This window comes from Candidatus Nitrospira neomarina, from assembly GCF_032051675.1.
Taxonomy (GTDB): Bacteria; Nitrospirota; Nitrospiria; order Nitrospirales; family UBA8639; genus Nitrospira_E; species Nitrospira_E neomarina.
The window spans coordinates 4,349,429-4,366,428 of sequence record NZ_CP116968.1 but is presented as its reverse complement, the minus strand read 5'-3'; the positions used below and the strand labels follow the sequence as shown (position 1 = coordinate 4,366,428).

Annotated in this window: 19 protein-coding genes; 12 read left to right on the top strand and 7 right to left on the bottom strand. The window is 50.3% G+C overall.

Annotated elements, in window-relative coordinates; all coding sequences use genetic code 11:
* Positions 1–2: 2 nt before the first annotated feature.
* On the bottom strand, positions 3–947 hold the full coding sequence (locus tag PQG83_RS18945; RefSeq protein WP_312744386.1) for a histone deacetylase family protein: 945 nt from the start codon (positions 945–947) through the stop codon (positions 3–5).
* A 214-nt stretch (positions 948–1,161) separates the two neighbouring features.
* On the opposite strand from PQG83_RS18945, the gene PQG83_RS18940 reads away from it, so the two are divergent.
* Complete coding sequence (locus tag PQG83_RS18940) at positions 1,162–1,482, top strand: tetratricopeptide repeat protein (protein ID WP_312744384.1); 321 nt, start codon at positions 1,162–1,164, stop codon at positions 1,480–1,482.
* Between the two features lie 38 nt (positions 1,483–1,520).
* Here the strand turns inward: PQG83_RS18940 and PQG83_RS18935 are convergent, their stop codons facing one another.
* From PQG83_RS18935 to xerD, 5 genes are all read right to left on the bottom strand, one after another.
* Positions 1,521–2,282: a hypothetical protein gene (locus PQG83_RS18935; protein WP_312744382.1), complete on the bottom strand. Its 762-nt coding sequence runs from the start codon at positions 2,280–2,282 to the stop codon at positions 1,521–1,523.
* A 222-nt stretch (positions 2,283–2,504) separates the two neighbouring features.
* Entirely contained in the window at positions 2,505–3,209 is a 705-nt protein-coding gene (locus tag PQG83_RS18930) for a hypothetical protein (RefSeq protein ID WP_312744380.1), read from the bottom strand.
* Between the two features lie 10 nt (positions 3,210–3,219).
* Entirely contained in the window at positions 3,220–3,867 is a 648-nt protein-coding gene (locus tag PQG83_RS18925) for a flavodoxin family protein (protein ID WP_312744378.1), read from the bottom strand.
* Positions 3,868–3,941: 74 nt separating this feature from the next.
* On the bottom strand, positions 3,942–4,127 hold the full coding sequence (locus tag PQG83_RS18920) for a hypothetical protein (RefSeq protein ID WP_312744377.1): 186 nt from the start codon (positions 4,125–4,127) through the stop codon (positions 3,942–3,944).
* A 120-nt stretch (positions 4,128–4,247) separates the two neighbouring features.
* Positions 4,248–5,177 (bottom strand): site-specific tyrosine recombinase XerD, encoded by a 930-nt coding sequence (gene xerD, locus PQG83_RS18915; protein ID WP_312744375.1) that lies wholly within the window; start codon positions 5,175–5,177, stop codon positions 4,248–4,250.
* Positions 5,178–5,529: 352 nt separating this feature from the next.
* Between xerD and PQG83_RS18910 the strand changes: the two genes are divergently transcribed.
* The 7 genes from PQG83_RS18910 to secG all read left to right on the top strand — a co-directional run bounded on the left by PQG83_RS18910 (position 5,530) and on the right by secG (position 12,878).
* Positions 5,530–7,374 carry an ABC transporter substrate-binding protein gene (locus tag PQG83_RS18910; protein WP_312744373.1) on the top strand — a complete coding sequence of 615 codons (1,845 nt, stop codon included), beginning with the start codon at positions 5,530–5,532 and terminating at the stop codon, positions 7,372–7,374.
* 44 nt (positions 7,375–7,418) lie between these two features.
* Positions 7,419–8,102: a site-2 protease family protein gene (locus tag PQG83_RS18905; protein ID WP_312744371.1), complete on the top strand. Its 684-nt coding sequence runs from the start codon at positions 7,419–7,421 to the stop codon at positions 8,100–8,102.
* A gap of 20 nt (positions 8,103–8,122) precedes the next feature.
* A complete protein-coding gene (trpS, locus tag PQG83_RS18900; protein WP_312744369.1) occupies positions 8,123–9,106 on the top strand; it encodes a tryptophan--tRNA ligase in 984 nt (327 codons plus the stop codon).
* Between the two features lie 292 nt (positions 9,107–9,398).
* Complete coding sequence (gene gap, locus PQG83_RS18895; protein ID WP_312744367.1) at positions 9,399–10,403, top strand: type I glyceraldehyde-3-phosphate dehydrogenase; 1,005 nt, start codon at positions 9,399–9,401, stop codon at positions 10,401–10,403.
* A gap of 68 nt (positions 10,404–10,471) precedes the next feature.
* Complete coding sequence (locus PQG83_RS18890) at positions 10,472–11,671, top strand: phosphoglycerate kinase (RefSeq protein WP_312744365.1); 1,200 nt, start codon at positions 10,472–10,474, stop codon at positions 11,669–11,671.
* A 45-nt stretch (positions 11,672–11,716) separates the two neighbouring features.
* Entirely contained in the window at positions 11,717–12,475 is a 759-nt protein-coding gene (tpiA, locus tag PQG83_RS18885) for a triose-phosphate isomerase (protein ID WP_312744363.1), read from the top strand.
* A 31-nt stretch (positions 12,476–12,506) separates the two neighbouring features.
* Positions 12,507–12,878 (top strand): preprotein translocase subunit SecG, encoded by a 372-nt coding sequence (secG, locus tag PQG83_RS18880; RefSeq protein ID WP_312744361.1) that lies wholly within the window; start codon positions 12,507–12,509, stop codon positions 12,876–12,878.
* A gap of 91 nt (positions 12,879–12,969) precedes the next feature.
* Here the strand turns inward: secG and PQG83_RS18875 are convergent, their stop codons facing one another.
* Positions 12,970–13,884, bottom strand: coding sequence for a branched-chain amino acid transaminase (locus tag PQG83_RS18875; protein WP_312744359.1), 915 nt, complete (start codon positions 13,882–13,884; stop codon positions 12,970–12,972).
* A 155-nt stretch (positions 13,885–14,039) separates the two neighbouring features.
* Here PQG83_RS18875 and rplU point away from each other — a divergent pair, with 155 nt between their 5' ends.
* The 4 genes from rplU (at position 14,040) to proB (ending at position 16,861) form a co-directional block, all read left to right on the top strand.
* On the top strand, positions 14,040–14,357 hold the full coding sequence (gene rplU / locus PQG83_RS18870) for a 50S ribosomal protein L21 (RefSeq protein ID WP_312744357.1): 318 nt from the start codon (positions 14,040–14,042) through the stop codon (positions 14,355–14,357).
* 31 nt (positions 14,358–14,388) lie between these two features.
* Positions 14,389–14,643, top strand: coding sequence for a 50S ribosomal protein L27 (rpmA, locus tag PQG83_RS18865; RefSeq protein WP_312744355.1), 255 nt, complete (start codon positions 14,389–14,391; stop codon positions 14,641–14,643).
* Positions 14,644–14,723: 80 nt separating this feature from the next.
* Positions 14,724–15,743 (top strand): GTPase ObgE, encoded by a 1,020-nt coding sequence (gene obgE / locus PQG83_RS18860; RefSeq protein WP_312744354.1) that lies wholly within the window; start codon positions 14,724–14,726, stop codon positions 15,741–15,743.
* The gene (proB, locus tag PQG83_RS18855) at positions 15,725–16,861 is read left to right on the top strand and encodes a glutamate 5-kinase (protein WP_312744353.1); all 1,137 of its coding nucleotides are present in this window, start codon (positions 15,725–15,727) and stop codon (positions 16,859–16,861) included. The genes obgE and proB overlap by 19 nt, the downstream gene beginning before the upstream one ends.
* Positions 16,862–17,000 lie beyond the last annotated feature (139 nt).

The following is a 17,000-nucleotide window of genomic DNA, read 5'->3' as shown; positions in this document are numbered from 1 at the left end:
CGTTAATTATCCAGCAGAGCCTTGAGATGACGGTCCACGGATCCCGCCAACGCCTTGAGGTGATATCCCCCTTCCAAACATGACACAATTCGCCCACTTGCAAATTTTTTTGCAATCTTCAAGACAATCGTTGTCATATCGGCATATCCTTGCTCCGTTAAAGCCATACTCGCCAATGGATCATCCCGGTGACCGTCAAATCCGGCGGAAATCAGAATACATTCAGGTTGAAAGTGTTCAGCGGCCGGGACCAAGATTCTCTGGAATATTTCGCGATACTTTTCATCTCCTTGTCCTCCCGAGAGCGGCACATTGATGGTCAGACCTTTTCCTTGACCTGCCCCGGTTTCCGTCGCCCGGCCCGTCCCGGGATAAAATGGAGCCTGGTGGGCACTAAAAAAAAGGACTGTGGGATCATCATAGAAAGCCTGTTGCGTGCCATTACCATGGTGCACATCCCAATCCACAATCATAATTCTCTGTAGTCCATATTGTTGCTGAAGATAACGGGCGGCAATCGCGACGGTATTAAAGAAACAAAACCCCATCGCTCGATCCGCCTCCGCGTGATGCCCGGGAGGCCGCACGGCGCAAAACGCCTGATCAATGTCGTGGTTCATGATCGCATCCACCGCCGCCAAACCCCCGCCGACTGCCAGATAAGCGGCCTCCAACGTTCCCGGACACATCGACGTATCAGGATCCAGGGAGACATACCCGGTTGAGGGGGAGCGTCGTTCAAGACTCTCCACATAGGATGAGTCGTGGACGAGTTCAATCCATTTCAGATCGGCCCGTCGCGGGGCAACCTGATGCAGCCGGGACCACGTTCCCGAACTCTCTAATTGTGCGCGTATCGCACGAAGCCGTTCAGGTGACTCCGGATGGCTTCTGCTCATTTCATGGAGCTCATAGGCCGGATGAGATACGTATCCAACACGTCCCATGCTACAGAACTCCCAAACTTGAAAAGGAAATCATGCTAAAGAGGAAAAACCTGATCACCGTTACCGGGAATAAACCTTGCGCCTACTGACAAGCAGGAGGGAAAATCGAAAAAGATCCTAGCACAGGGAAATGGCTTAGACAACGAATACACCCGCATGATAGGCTCGATTTCATTCACGTTCCGTCACCTTTATTTCTGATCGGATTTCAGCCATGGCCAATCCTAAGATCGAACAATTCAAAAAAGTGCTCCAAATGGATCCAAAGGACGAGACCATGTGGTTCGGCCTGGGGAAAGCCTACATGAATGACGAAAATTGGGAAGAGGCGATTCCCGCCCTTGAGCAATGCATTCAAGTGAAACCTGAATATTCAGCCGCCTATTTTGCGTTGGCTCAATCGCTTCACCAAACAGGCGAATTTGAAAAATGCCGGACAATATGTACCCAAGGCATCGCCGTGGCAACCAAGAATGGTGATCTTCTCGTCATTAAAAACCTGGAAGCCCTCAAAGCCTCCCTGCCTTCATCTTAACCGCTCGTACTTTTTCTAATCCTTCCCGCAGGTTCGCTTCACATCCTTTCCTTGATACTCGCGAGTTCTTTGGAGGTAAGGCGATATCGAGCAACCGGGTTCACTGCCAACAATCGAATTCGAGGATCGCGTGCATCCCCTGGTGGTCGAGTCACCCACGTGACCTGACGAATACGAATGGGATTACGTAATTCCTGCGCCGGTGCCTTCCATAAGGTCAGCAGGATCGCACTGAACTGAGGGACGTCGACGACCACTCCGACCAACATCGCAGCCAATCGCTGAAGATCCAAGGGAGGAATGTCCTGAGGGCGCCCATTCCTCCATGGTAAATCAGGGACACTGACTGCCAGCAACACGGGTGCACAGTACCGTTCTAATTGCCTGGCTTTTTCCGCCATGCGTGACAACAGTCGCCTGACTAAAGCCTGCTCAAAAAACTCATCCGAGGATTCTAGAATCTGGTGAGGTTGTAGACGCACCGCCGGTGATTTGCGAGTAGGTCCTTGGGTCGATTGGATTACCGTGACTTCCACAAAAAATCGATGCGTACCTTCATAACACTCCAGGTCCGCCGTTCGCCCGCCAGAAGCCTCTAAAAATGCCACGGAAAAGCCTGCTTGCGCGAGAAAATACGCGGTCTCGATCTCGGCATGCGCGGACGCCGCCTGCCTGACCGGAAACCGATGAATGTGCTCCCATAAAATCGCCAGTCGAGTCTGGCTTTCTCCGTCATCACAAGCTCTGGCAAGAGTGTGCCATTGGTGGTGAATCAAATCTGACTTGGGTTGTATCTTCACACTCCTCCATCATAAGCACGAAATCGAACCAACAGATGCATTTTTTGGCAATTACGGCCCACGAGTACCCCTCGACACTCAACCAGTATATCAATTTGAAGCGGCAACAGGCTTTCCCTTTAGGCAGGAAATCGGGCCATAGCTTATCCTCACAGCCATTCACTGTATATAAACTAAGGGGAAAAAGGACGTAGGAGGCTCAAGCTGAGGACCTGCCTGGCATTATGCGCTAGAAGCTTCTGAGGGATGCTTCAATTCTTCGAGTGTAAAGTGTTTCGGGAGCATGACCGGGAACACCACACCAATGGGATCGCCACGCAAAATGGTCGTGGTCTTATCCGGAGAAGGGTCCAATTGCAGCAGAAAATTCGTCACAAAGGCATCGTGGTCAGGGAGAAAATCATAGGGATTCGGGGTGAGTTTATATTCTTGCGTTTTGATCCCTTCCCAGATGGAGAAGGTCCGGTTGGGGAAATGATAAAAATGATTGGGAAGATCCTTCATCATCATGCCGACTTGTTTGGGGTAATAAAACCGTATGCCACAATAAAGCTTGGGAAATCCACTATTCAAAATCGTATCGACATACATTCCCGAAAATGACTTATACCCCAAAAGCCGCTCTTCAGGAAGGATGGGCGGAGACTGCCATTCAAAACCAGTGCCTTTCCGACGAAACCGGCAATCCGCCGGTGAACGGATGAGCCAGCCATATTGCCCTACGGCCCGAACCGGCCCACAATCATCAGGAAGGACCTTGTATCCGGAGGCCGCTAACTCCCGTTGCTCAGGCAACGGCATGTTGGTCATCAAGGGGCGGTGTGGATGGAAATCAAGCTTGAGTCGTTCCGGAGCAAAGGCGGTGGCATACTCCCGCTCCCAATAAATAACCCATTTATCGTCTGTGGTTCCCGGTTTCGAACTCATGGAATGCCCTTCAGGATTGCCCTGGGATCGTCTGCCCTCGCTTAATCATCCACGCCACTTCAGCCACACGCTTTCCCAACGCCCATGCATCGGCACGCTCCGCATCATTAATTCCAGGGCTAACGCCTTCCGTCGTCGCTGAAGCGCCAAACGCTCCTCCGTCACTCACGACAATCATCTTGTTTCCAAGCATGGCTGCAAGGATGGTCAACATCGTCACCTCTTTTCCGCTGGATATTTGCCCACCGGTCGCAAAGGCTGCTCCTACCTTATTACGCATTTTCCATTCAGGATACACGCCAAATTCAAACTGCCAGCGGTCAAAAAAAGATTTCACTTCACCTGACATATTCGACCAATAGACTGGCGAACCCACGATGACGGCATCGCTGCCAAACAACTCATCGGCGGTCACCTGCCCCACGGTCTTCAGGAGGACGGTGATCCCTGGTATCGATTCAGCACCCTTTTTCACACTTTTGGCCATCTCGGCCGTATGCCCCGACAGAGAATGATAGGTGACTAAGACCTGAAGGCCATCGTTAGCCTGAGGAGATGCTTGGGGAGATGAAGGTTGAGCGGAAACTTGCACATACCCACACCACCAAACAAGGACAGCCAGAGCTACCCATAAGGTATTTCTTCGAAAAATCTTCATAGGGAAATCAAACTGGAAGAGAGAAATCAAATGTCCGGACCTGACAGACCAATCCTTAAGAGCATCAAACCCCGCTACCGTCGTTCAATTTCTTCGTCTATTTGCTCTTCCACCGATACATGGGTCAAGGCCCCTCGATAATCGCACTTATGACACCGCACCCGAAATTCCTCCAACCACTTCTCTTGTACAAAATGTTGATGACATTTTGGGCACGCAAACACCCCCTTCACATAATGCACCTGCTTTCTATACTTCATAACCAAACCCTCCAGAAATTTTTAAAATAAAAGGTCGGTGCTAGCCTGCCATAGGCCTTTTTCCAATTGCAAATTGGGATCGGGCCATTACCGCAGTGTGGCTTCCGGGCAAATACCTGCTCAAGGCTTAGTATCATGAGGGGCTCCAAAGACCTTCGTACGTTGTTTACGCGGAAAATATTGGTCATGAACCTTTTTGAGGCGGGCTTGCTCCACATGAGTATAGATTTGAGTCGTGGCAATGCTGGCATGGCCGAGCATCATTTGGACCGAACGAAGATCGGCACCATGATCCAATAAATGCGTCGCAAAGGAATGGCGAAGCATGTGAGGTGAAATAGGCTTGGTGATGCCTGCACGAGCCGTACGATCCTTGAGAATTTTCCAAAAACATTGCCGGCTCATGGCCCGCCCCAGCCGGGTAAGAAATAACGTGGAAGAGGTTCGCTTTTTGACAAAGGCCGGACGGGAAGACTGCAGATACTCCGAGACCAACTGGCGTGCCTTGTCTCCGATCGGAACAATTCGTTGTTTGTCCCGCTTGCCGGTCGCTTGCAAAAACCCCACCTCCAGATTCAGATGGGCCATTTCCAAATTGATGAGCTCCGATACCCGAAGCCCGGTGGCATAAAGCAGTTCCACCATGGCGGCATCACGTAGATCTTCCCTGGTATTCATCACCGACAAGTTGAGCAATCTGGTCACTTCGGCTTCGGATAACAACTTTGGCAATTGACTCCATTGCTTCGGTGTCCCTTTCAAGATACCCGCAAAGGTCGGATCGTCCTTACCCCTCTCAAACGATTTATAGAAACCCCTGATAGAAGCCAGGCACCTGGCAATTGAAGAGGAGGACAGCCCTTCGGCTTTCAAACTGTTTAAGAATTGAAACCACAGTGGCCTGGAAAGATAGGTGGGATCGGCAATGTCGTGTGTTCGAAAAAAGATTTCGAGTTTCCTGAGGTCCCGGCGATAGCTCTCAATGGTATTCGCCGCATAGCCCTGCTCGACTTGCAACATGGTGAGATAACGATCAATACATTCCTGCATCGCCTCTTTATGCCATCCTCATCTTCATGATGGAAGAACCACAAACCTTTTCATGCCCCCACCGCTCTTAATCCTATCCAGAGATTTTCTTGCATTCTTCTATTTTGGTAAGCGGACTTCCTGGTATACTAAACAAGAAAAGCATTGTCGTCACCGTATTCTGCTTGTGAATTATCCACCCAAGCATTCGGGTATTGGCCTGTTTCCATACGAACAATCCCTTCCATTTCCAAGGCGTTTAGGTACATTCCCTTTGACGACTGTCAGACTTACATATCTGTTGCTGCGAACCCTGTTGTGTCTCATCCTGGGAAGCTCGGGATTGCTGATGGACCAGGGATGGTGGCCCTTCTTGGGCGGAGACATCAACCTCGCATTTGCTCAACAATCTTCCACTTCTCCTCTTCTGGATCAGGCAAGATTGGAGCTGGAAGCCGATAATCCTGCAGCCGCCATTACGACTCTCGAGAAGCTGATTGATTCATTCCCCCCTCCAGAGATCCTGGAAGAAGCCTATCTTTTGCAAGCCACCGCCTTGAAACATGATCACCAGCCGACGGATGCCCTTACGGTTTTAAAGCAACTCCTGGAAGAATTTCCCTTTTCGCATTCCACAAACCCGGCCCGGGTCTTAATGGCGGAACTCTATATCGAGTTACAGAACTATGAGCCTGCCCTGGATCAACTGTATCAGGCATTGGATTATGCCACGGATCTGGACCTGCGCCGGTCCATATTCCAATTGATTCGTCAAACCGAGTTAAACAATCACAACCCGCTAGGCGCGGTAAAAGCCCTGTTAAATGAAATGAGTCTGGCCAATCAGACCGAACGGCTCGAGTTAGAAAGTCTTACTCAAACTCTGATTTTACAGCAGTTAGACGAATCCGCGCTCCAGGAACTGGTTGAGAGTTATTCCTCCCGGTATCCGGGTGACATCGCCACCATCCGGCTGATTGAACTGCATACCGCCCACGGGGATGAGGTCCTTGCCGAACGGGATATCCGGGGATTTCTCAAACGCTTTCCCACCCATCCCTATGCTCAAACGGCAATGGCCCTCCTGCAATCATTTATCAGCAAAATCAAATTTCATTCGCATATTTTGGCAGCTGCCCTGCCTTTTTCCGGTCCCATGAAAACGTATGGCACGGATTCGTTAAACGGCATTCGACTCGCTCTCGAAATTGCCAAGGAACAATGGGGACTGACTTCGATCGGGCTGGTCGTGAAAGATACCACAACCCTCACCGCTCCGTTGCGCGTCGAGATACAACAAATGCTTGATGAATTTCGGCCCCTTGCGGTCGTAGGGCCCCTATTGTCACGTGAGATACAGGGTCTCGGCCGACTCCCTGATGACTATGTCACGCCGTTTATCACCCCTTCATCCACGCTCTTAAATGTTCGGCAGTTTGGATCATTTTGGTTTAGTACCGCTATGACCTCATCCGTCCAGGCCAAACGACTGGTGGAATATGCCATCCTAAAACTGGGATACCACCGTTTTGGCATTATTTATCCCCAAACAGCGTATGGACGAGAAATGGCGGATATGTTTGCGAAGGAAGTGTTGCACTCCGGCGGGGAAATTATCGCCTCAGAAGGTTATGCTGATGACCAGACCGATATTGGTGAACAATTACGCCGCTTGAAGGAGAAAGATCTGGCTAAATACGGCACCACCCAAAACGAAAAAACCCGAACCGGAGAAGATCGCTTAGTCTACACACCCGGGTTTGACGCCGTGTTTGTCCCGGGACAACCAGTACACTTGGCCCTCATTGCGGCTCAACTGGCATTTTATGACATGAATGTGCCGATTTTAGGCGGCAATAGCTGGCATAACTCTGAGATATTTCGGTGGGCCAAACACGATCTGGACGGTCATATTTTTGTCGATGGTTTTTTCCCCAACAGCCCTGATCCTAATATTCAGATGTTTGTTCAGCGGTATCGCAATCAGTTCCAAAAGGAACCCTCCCTCTTTGCCTTCCAGGCCTATGATGCGGCAACCATGGTGATGGAAACCATCCGCCAGGGTGCTCAATCCGGACAAGGTGTCTGGGACCAGCTTGTGCGACGCTCTGACTTGCCGGCGTTGAGCGGATTTGCCTCTTTTAGTTCCGCCGGCATACTGAACCGAAGGCTCTACCTCCTCCAGGTCAAAGACAAGACCTTCACCCAACTCAACTAAACCACATGGATTCCCTTTCCTCTTTTCTTTATAACCTCTCTTTCATGCTGGTTCCACTCATGGCCGCAGTGGTGTTTCACGAATGCGCCCATGGGTGGGTCGCAAATTTCTTTGGGGACCAGACAGCCAAAAACCTGGGCCGACTCACCATCAATCCCCTCCCGCACATCGACCTGTATGGAAGCATCATTGTGCCACTGATGTTGTCTCTGATACCTGGAGGGTTTGTGTTTGGTTGGGCCAAACCCGTTCCAGTCAATCCTGACCAACTCCATAACCCCAGACGGGATATGGCGTTTGTGGCCATAGCCGGACCACTCATGAATTTGTTTTTAGCCATTGTCAGCAGCCTGCTGCTCGCCCTGTTTCTGTATCTCGACCCCACCCTCCAAGCCAACTGGCCTCCCCAGCCTGGCGTTGAACCACGCCGCGATCTTCTCGGCATGATCCTGGTTCCCCTCACGGCCATGGCCTTATCTTCCATGATCATTAATATCGTGTTATTTTCGTTCAATCTTCTACCGGTTCCTCCTTTGGATGGGAGCCGGGTCCTTCGTAGCCTCCTCCCGGTCAGTTCCGCGGAAGTCTTAAACCGGTTGGAACCCTATGGGATGTTTCTTATTTTAGGACTCCTGATGCTGAATTCGTATATCCCCATAATCAGCAGCTTTATCGGAATGGTGTTTCAGGTATTTCAACACCTCTTTTTACCTGCTTTTATTACATAACTGGAACCGGAATACTGACTATGACCACACGAGTACTCAGCGGCATGCAACCGAGCGGGCTCATGCATTTAGGCAACCTTCTTGGGGCGCTGGAAAATTGGAAATCCTTACAAGCCCAATATGAATGTTATTTTTTTGTGGCCGACTGGCATGCCATGTCGACAAATTATGCCGACACCGGCCGGATTAAAGATTTTACACAGGAATTGCTGGTTGATTGGCTGTCTGCCGGCATTGATCCGGATCGGGCTACGGTATTTGTCCAATCCAGCATTCCCGAACACGCTATTCTTCATTTGCTGTTCTCTATGATTGTGCCCATTCCCTGGTTGGAGAGAAATCCTACGTATAAGGAAAAGCAGGAGGAGATCAAAGAAAAAGATCTTTCCACCTATGGATTTTTGGGCTATCCGGTCCTCCAGGCGGCTGACATTCTGTTATACAAACCCGATATTGTCCCGGTCGGCAAGGATCAGCTTCCCCATTTGGAACTCACACGGGAAATAGGCCGCCGGTTCAACAATCTCTATTCGCCGGTATTTCCTGAACCCAAGGCACATCTCACACAATTCCCCAAAGTCATGGGCACCGACGGACGCAAAATGAGCAAAAGTTACGGCAATACGATCAATCTTTCCGATACCGAGCCGGTCGTTCGACAAAAGCTCAAAACCATGGTGACGGATCCGGCACGCGTTCGCCGGACCGACAAGGGCAATCCAGATGTCTGCCCGGTTTTCGACTTTCACAAAATTTATTCATCATCCGACGTCGTCAAACAGGTTGAACAGGATTGCCGCACCGCTGCCATTGGATGCATTGATTGCAAGCGCCAAGTTGCCGACGCCATGGTGGAACGCTACCGACCTATGTGGGACAAACGGGCCACAATCCTTCAACATCCCGAACAGACCCAGGAAATGGTAGAAGAAGGACGAAAACGGGCCTCTCACGTGGCACAGGAGACGATGCAGGAAGTGAAAACCGCGATGAAAATTCTCTAGCAACCTCAAATCGCACAATCCTCGAGCACCTTCTAAAGAAGAATTCTTCTCCTACCAGAGCGACCGATAAAAAGCTCAACCTCACGTTTCTCAGTCCAAAGTGGGCACACAAAAACCATGTTCACGGGAATCGCGTGACTTTTCAAAGTCTCATTGCTCTCACAATCCAGGCAAACGAGGAACTTTCTTGAGACAGACTCGCGATATTTTCTTGACTTCATGCTATTGTGAAATTACGATCATATTCCTATAAAAGATTCCCTTATTTTCATTTAGTTAGGTATATCAAACTATGAGTATCCGCGTTGCCATTAATGGGTTTGGTCGCATAGGAAGAAATTTTTTCCGGACCTGCTTCAATGATCCTGCCATCGAGATTGTGGCCATCAATGACCTGACTGACTCGCAAACCCTGGCCCATCTCTTGACCTATGACTCGATTCATGGAAAATTTCAGGCCGATATTCAACACGGACCAGACTTTCTGACAGTCAATGGGAAAAAGATTCAGATCCTGGCCATCAAAGACCCTCAGACTTTGCCGTGGAAAGAACACCAGATCGATTTCGTCATTGAATCCACTGGGCGTTTTACCGACCGGAAAGGCGCGGGACAACACATTTCCGCCGGAGCCAAACGGGTCCTTATTTCAGCACCTGCCAAAGACCCGGATATCACGATCGTGTTAGGCGTAAATGACTCCGACTACGATCCTCAACAACACACCATCATATCCAATGCCTCCTGTACGACCAATTGTCTTGCTCCTGTGTCGAAAGTCCTTTTACAGGAATTCGGCATCAAGCACGGATTTATGACCACCATTCATTCGTACACCAACGATCAACAACTGCTTGATTTGCCTCATAAGGATTTACGACGGGCACGGGCGGCCACCTTATCCATGATTCCTACATCAACCGGGGCGGCCAAAGCGTTGTACCTGGTCATCCCGGAATTGAAAGGGAAAATCGATGGCATGGCCATTCGAGTACCGACCCCCAATGTCTCGCTCATTGACCTTTCAGTTGAAGTCGAACGCGATTGTGATGCGGCAACGGTAAACGCGGCCTTTCAACAAGCTGCCCAGGGATCGTTAAAGGGTTATTTGCAGGTCTCTGAAGCCCCTATTGTTTCAAGTGATCTCAATGGGTGTTCATACTCAGCCACCGTGGACGCACCTCTCACATCCGTCATCAATAAACGACTGGTTAAGGTATTTGCCTGGTATGACAATGAATGGGGATATTCGTGTCGCTTACATGATCTGATCAATGTTCTCGCTCAACACCGTTAAATACACATTACCGCAGTGTTATCCGGCTTTCCCCCGCGAACCACCGGTATCCGAAGGGAAAGGAAGGCATGAAGCATTTAAAAAAACAAACCATTGATCAGCTTGACCTCCGTAACAAACGCGTACTGATTCGCGTGGATTTTAACGTTCCCCTCGATGACTCCTGCCAGATCACGGACGATTCAAGGATACGGGCCGCCCTTCCCACCATCAACCGTGCTGTAGATGAAAACGCTGTCGTCATTCTCTGTTCCCACCTGGGACGCCCGGATGGAACCATCAACCAGGCCCTCAGTCTGGCTCCCGTGGCCAAGCGACTCCAGCGACTATTAAATAAACCGGTTGAATTTGTCGGCGATTGCATTGGGCCGACCGTTGAAACTGTCGTCAACAAAGCCAAACCGGGCGACGTGGTGGTCTTAGAAAATTTGCGCTTTCATCCGGAAGAAGAGAAAAACGACGACCATTTCTCGGCACAATTGGCCTCATTGGCAGAGGTGTACATCAATGACGCATTTGGAACCGCTCACCGGTCTCATGCCTCCACTGTCGGCGTCACCAAATATGTGAAGGTATCTGCGGCAGGATTTCTCATGAAACGGGAAGTCGAAGCTCTGGAAGGCACAGTGGAGAACCCTGTTCGTCCGTTTGTGGCCATTTTGGGAGGGGCCAAAGTTTCGGGAAAAATCGGGGTCATTGAAAATCTTGGCAAAGTGGTCGATAAAGTCATCATCGGTGGCGGCATGGCCTTTACCTTTATTAAGGCCATGGGATTGGAAATCGGCCAGTCTCTCGTCGAAAAAGACATGCTGGACTTTGCCAAACGCATTCACGAACAGGCGATGGCTCAAAAAATCAAATTCTATCTTCCCGTCGATTGTGTGGTCGCCGCCAGTCTCGACCCTGAAGCGGAAACAAAAATTGTCCCGGTGCAGGAAATCCCCGCGGGCTGGTATGGCATGGACATCGGACCCGCGTCGGTCCGCCTGTTTAGCGAAGCCGTCCAAAACGCCAAAACCATTTTGTGGAATGGCCCCATGGGAGTCTTTGAGCGTGATGCATTTTCACGCGGGACCTATGCAATGGCCCATGCTGTGGCCAATGCCTATGCGAAAACAATTGTGGGAGGAGGAGATACGGCTCTCGCCGTGTATCGAGCTGGAGAATCGGAAAGTATGTCCTTCATTTCAACCGGTGGTGGTGCGGCACTCCAACTCCTGGAAGGCAAGCATATGCCGGGGCTTGCAGCCTTACCCGATCGTCTTTGATCCCAACGCCCCCCTTTTTTGAATTCCAAAAGTTAAGAGGTCCTCATGCGCAGTCGATTCATTGTCGGCAATTGGAAAATGCACAAGACGATTTCCCAGGCCGAGTCCCTTGTGACCGATATTCTCCGGATATATCAACCGCAAGCTTCGGTAGAATTGGCCATCGCTCCCCCCTTCGTGTCGTTGCCAGCAGTTGCACGCCTGCTGGCTTCGACTTCTATCAAATTGGCTGCGCAAAATACCTGCGCGAGTGACGAGGGCGCCTTTACCGGAGAAATTTCGCCACCCATGCTGCGGGACGTCGGCTGTCATTATGTCATTATTGGGCATTCCGAACGACGGCATATTTTTGGAGAAACCGACCAGGATATTAACAAAAAAGTCCACGCCGCCTTCCGCCATAACCTCCTACCGATTTTATGTGTCGGGGAACGTCTGGAGGAACGTCAATCCAATAACACGCAGGCCGTCATTCAACAGCAATTACAAACCTGCCTTGAAGGTCTCGAATCCAAAGATTTTGCGAGGATCACCATCGCCTACGAACCTGTCTGGGCCATTGGGACCGGCCAGGCGGCTACCGTCGACCAGGCAGCCGAGGTCCACGGCCACATCCGGTCTTTTCTTGCCATGCAATGGGGCATCAAACCTGATCAAACCAGAATCATATACGGTGGCAGCGTGACCCAGGACAATGCCAAAAGTCTCTTTCAATCTTCACAAATTAATGGAGCTCTCGTGGGAAAAGCTTGTTTGAATTCCGAATCCTTTGTTAAGATAGCCGAATTAGCTTCTTCCAATTAACCAGGAACACTCCAAAGAACACGTACACATTATGTATACCCTGACCGTCATTCTTCATATCATTGTCTGTTTTCTCATGATTGCCGCCATCTTGCTTCAGGCAGGAAAAGGCGCTGAAATCGGTGCTTCATTTGGAGGATCTTCTCAAACGGTGTTTGGAAGCCGGGGCCCCGGTACGTTTTTAAGCAAGATCACCGTGGGAGCTGCTATTGTGTTTATGCTGACATCGCTCAGCCTTGCATTACTTTCTAAACAGGCTAATACCTCGTCCACCGTCATAGATCTTCACCCAACCTCACACCATGAAACGTCTTCTCCAACGACTACGGAGACAGCTCCTCCAACTGAAACCAACGCAACTGAACCCACGTCAGAAACGACTCCCGCCCCGACTGCTCCGTAAATATTCTTTACTGAGTCGGCGACTATTTTGACAATTGATTGATGAAATGGCCCATGATCATGGGGGCCACCTGAGTGAGAAGAGCTGACTCCTAAATAGGAGTCAGCCAATTGGCATACGCAGATTCTTCGCCACGCACAATTCTAAAGAATTCATCCTGCAGGGATTTCGTGAGAGCCCCTGGCTTACCTTCGCCGATTTTTCGATCATCCAATTCGCGAACCGGTGTCACTTCGGCAGCGGTTCCGGTAAGAAATATTTCGTCTGCCACATACATCCCATCCCGAGTAAACCGCTCCTCAATCACCGGGATGTTTTTGGCTCTTGCCATTTCAAGGATCGAATTCCGGGTAATCCCGTCCAGGATCGAGGTCAAGGGAGTCGTTTTTAAGACCCCCTTTTTCACGATAAACACGTTTTCTCCTGTTCCCTCAGAGACATATCCATCAGGATCAAGGAGAATAGATTCGGCATATCCTGACTTCTTCGCCTCCCATTTGGCCAAAATCGAATTGACGTAATATCCCGAGATTTTTGCCCGGGTCATGGATACATTCACATGGTGCCGGGTGAAGGATGAAATTTTTGCCCTGATGCCTTGCGCCAAGGCATCCTCCCCTAAATACGATCCCCATGGCCAAGCCGCAATAGCCAGACGAATCGGGTTGTCGCCAGGGTACACACCCATTGCGCCATATCCCACATAGGCGATCGGGCGGATGTAACAGGAGGCCAATTGATTGACCCGAACTGTCTCAACAATGGCGGCCGACACCTCTTTTTTGGTAAAAGGCATGGGCATCATCGTAATATGGGCAGACTCAAAGAGCCGGTCCACATGCTCTTGTAATCGAAAAATGTTTGATCCGGCCTTGCCCTCATAACAACGAATCCCCTCAAAGGCCGCTAAACCATAATGGAGGGAATGGGTAAGAACATGAACCGAAGCCTCATCCCAATCGACGAAGGCTCCATCCATCCAGATTTTTTTTGAACCAGTCACCATAGGTATACTTCTCCGATTGACAGTAGCTGAACTAGACAAGGCAAGTGAGTGAAGAGTTTTTTGCTAAGCATCAAGAACGCGTGATGATATACTAAAATCTTGACATAAATGTAAACATACTGGCAAAATGCGTGTTTGTTAAGGAGCTAAAAAACATGTATGCAATTATCGAAACAGGTGGAAAACAATACCGGGCGGAACCGAACGGTATCCTACAAGTCGAGTCACTTGAAGGCGATGTCGGATCCATCATTCAATTTGACTCAGTGCGATTTGTCCAAACGGACCAAGCGCCGATTGTCGGCTCTCCCATGATTACAGATGCAGTAGTCAAAGGAGAAATTATCCGGCATGCGCGAACCCGGTCCATTACCATTTTCAAAAAGAAACGACGAAAAAACTATCGACGGACCAAGGGCCATCGTCAGGGATTCACGCAAGTTCGAATCACTGAAATTGTGGCGTCGGCTTAATCCTTGATAGAAATCTTTGGAGGTTTGACTCATGGCGCATAAAAAAGGTGGCGGATCATCCCGCAACGGTCGCGATAGCAATCCACAATATTTAGGCGTCAAAGCCTATGCCGGCGAAAAGGTGAGCGGCGGAAGCATCATCGTTCGTCAACGCGGGACAAAATTCTTCCCCGGGACAAATGTCGGACTTGGAAGCGACTACACCCTCTTTGCCAAGGTAGACGGGATCGTTAAGTTTGAAGGAGGAATCGCCCGCCGGAAGGTGAGCGTCTATCCCGCCGTCTAGCTCCCCTTCCCATTTCCTGCTTTATCAAACTCATCGCCTTCATTTTTCCCTGGTAAATCCGGTGGGATTTAAGGATCAGTATGTTTATCGATCAAGCACGAATATTCATCAAAGCTGGTGACGGTGGCACTGGACACTGTAGCTTTCGACGAGAAAAATTTGCCGAATTTGGCGGTCCCAACGGTGGCGACGGCGGTGATGGAGGAGATGTGGTCTTTGTGGCCTCCAATAGAGTCTCAACCTTGCTCGACCTGCGATATCAAAAACATTATGAGGCCACTTCCGGCGTAAGAGGCCTCAAGACCAACTGCCACGGGGCCAATGGCTCCGATATCGTGATTCCCCTTCCTGTCGGAACTCTCGTGAAAACCGAGGACGGTGAAATCATCGCCGACCTTATTGCGGAAGGACAAACCGCCATTGTTGCAAAGGGGGGCAAAGGCGGAAAGGGCAACGCACGTTTTGCCACGTCAACGAATCGAGCGCCACGTCAATTCGAACCAGGGACTCCCGGCGAAGAGCGATGGGTGAATCTGGAATTAAAACTGTTAGCCGATGTCGGCTTGGTGGGCTTTCCTAACGCCGGCAAATCCACGTTGATTTCCGCGATTTCTTCTGCACACCCGGAAATTGCGAGTTATCCCTTCACCACCCTGCGGCCTCATTTGGGAGTGGTGGAATGGATGGAACATTCGTCGTTTGTGGTAGCCGATATTCCGGGATTGATCGAAGGCGCTCATGAGGGGAAAGGGTTAGGTATTAAATTCCTGCGACATATCCAGCGAACCGCTTTTTTGTTATATCTGGTCGATATCACCGAATGGATTGCAGAAGATCCCGTCGAGATCGTTGAAACCTTACAAAGGGAACTCCAGGCCTTTGACCCCGAACTCCTTGAACGGCCATTTGCCATCGTGGCGACAAAAATTGATTCTCAGGGAAACGGCCAGCACTTGGAAGCCCTTCGGGAGTATTGCCGCGCACACCACTTTCCGTTCTTTCCCATTTCGGCCGTTACCAGGGAAGGCCTTCCATCACTCGTGACCTATTTAGGAAAAGCCGTTCTGGAAGCCAAAACCTCATGCGCGAGCAAGTGCTAGCGGCGTGCAAGAGGATCGTCGTCAAAGTGGGAAGCAGCCTGGTGGCTTCCTCGCAAGGCGGTCTTCGTCTCGACCGCATCAACCGTTTAGCCCAGGAATTGGGCACCCTGCAGGCTCAGGATCGACAAATTGTCGTGGTTTCCTCCGGAGCCATTGTTGCGGGCCTCTCACACCTCGCCATTTTTTCCTATCCTGCTGAATTACCCCTTCAGCAAGCCGCCGCTGCCGTCGGACAAAGCCGGCTCATGCGAGCCTATGAGATGGCGTTTGAAGAAACGAAAAATAAGATTGCCCAGGTCCTCTTAACTCACCAGGATTTATCCGATCGTCGACGATTCCTGAATGCCCGCCATACCCTCAATACCCTTATTCAACTGAGGGTCATTCCGATTATTAATGAAAATGACACTGTAGCTATCGAGGAAATCAGATTTGGTGACAATGATACCCTCGCAGGGGAAGTGGCCCACTTGGTTGACGCGGATCTGCTGGTGATTTTATCAGATGTCGATGGGCTCTACAGCCAGGATCCTCACCTCAATCCTTCGGCAGAATTAATTCCTCTGGTTGCCAACGTCACCAAGGACATTGAAGACCTCGCCGGAACTTCCCGAACACAAGCCAGCCGTGGAGGCATGGTTACCAAGATCAGAGCCGCCAAACAGGCAGGACGCTTTGGAGTTCCGACCCTTTTATTAAATGGAGAAACTCCCCATGCGTTGGAAGATGTTCTGAACGGAAAGCCCGGGGGAACGTTTTTTGTGTCCGACCAATCACCCCTGACCAGTCGAAAACAGTGGATTGCCTATACCCTTCGACCAAAAGGGGAGGTCCGGTTAGACGAAGGAGCGGTGGCCGCCCTCACCCTTCGAGGAAAAAGCTTATTACCCTCAGGCATTCTGGACATCACAGGCATCTTTCTGACAGGGGACCCCATCACCTGCGCCACCCGGGAGGGAATGCCGTTCGCGCAGGGACTCACGAATTATTCTGCCGAAACTCTCCATCGCATCAAGGGGAAAAAAACATCAGACATCAGACAACTCCTAGGCTCGTTGGAGTATGAGGAAGTCATTCACCGGGACAATCTGGTTCTGACTAAGCAGCAGGTCTCATAAGCGACGTGACTCCCTCTCATGAACAACGCTCCATTGGCAAAGGTATGGATCACCTTTAGCTCCTAAAATTAAACATGGAGCTATCGAATATTTCAAAAATATGGCCGTTCCCTCAGCATATGAGTGACCGAGCCTCATC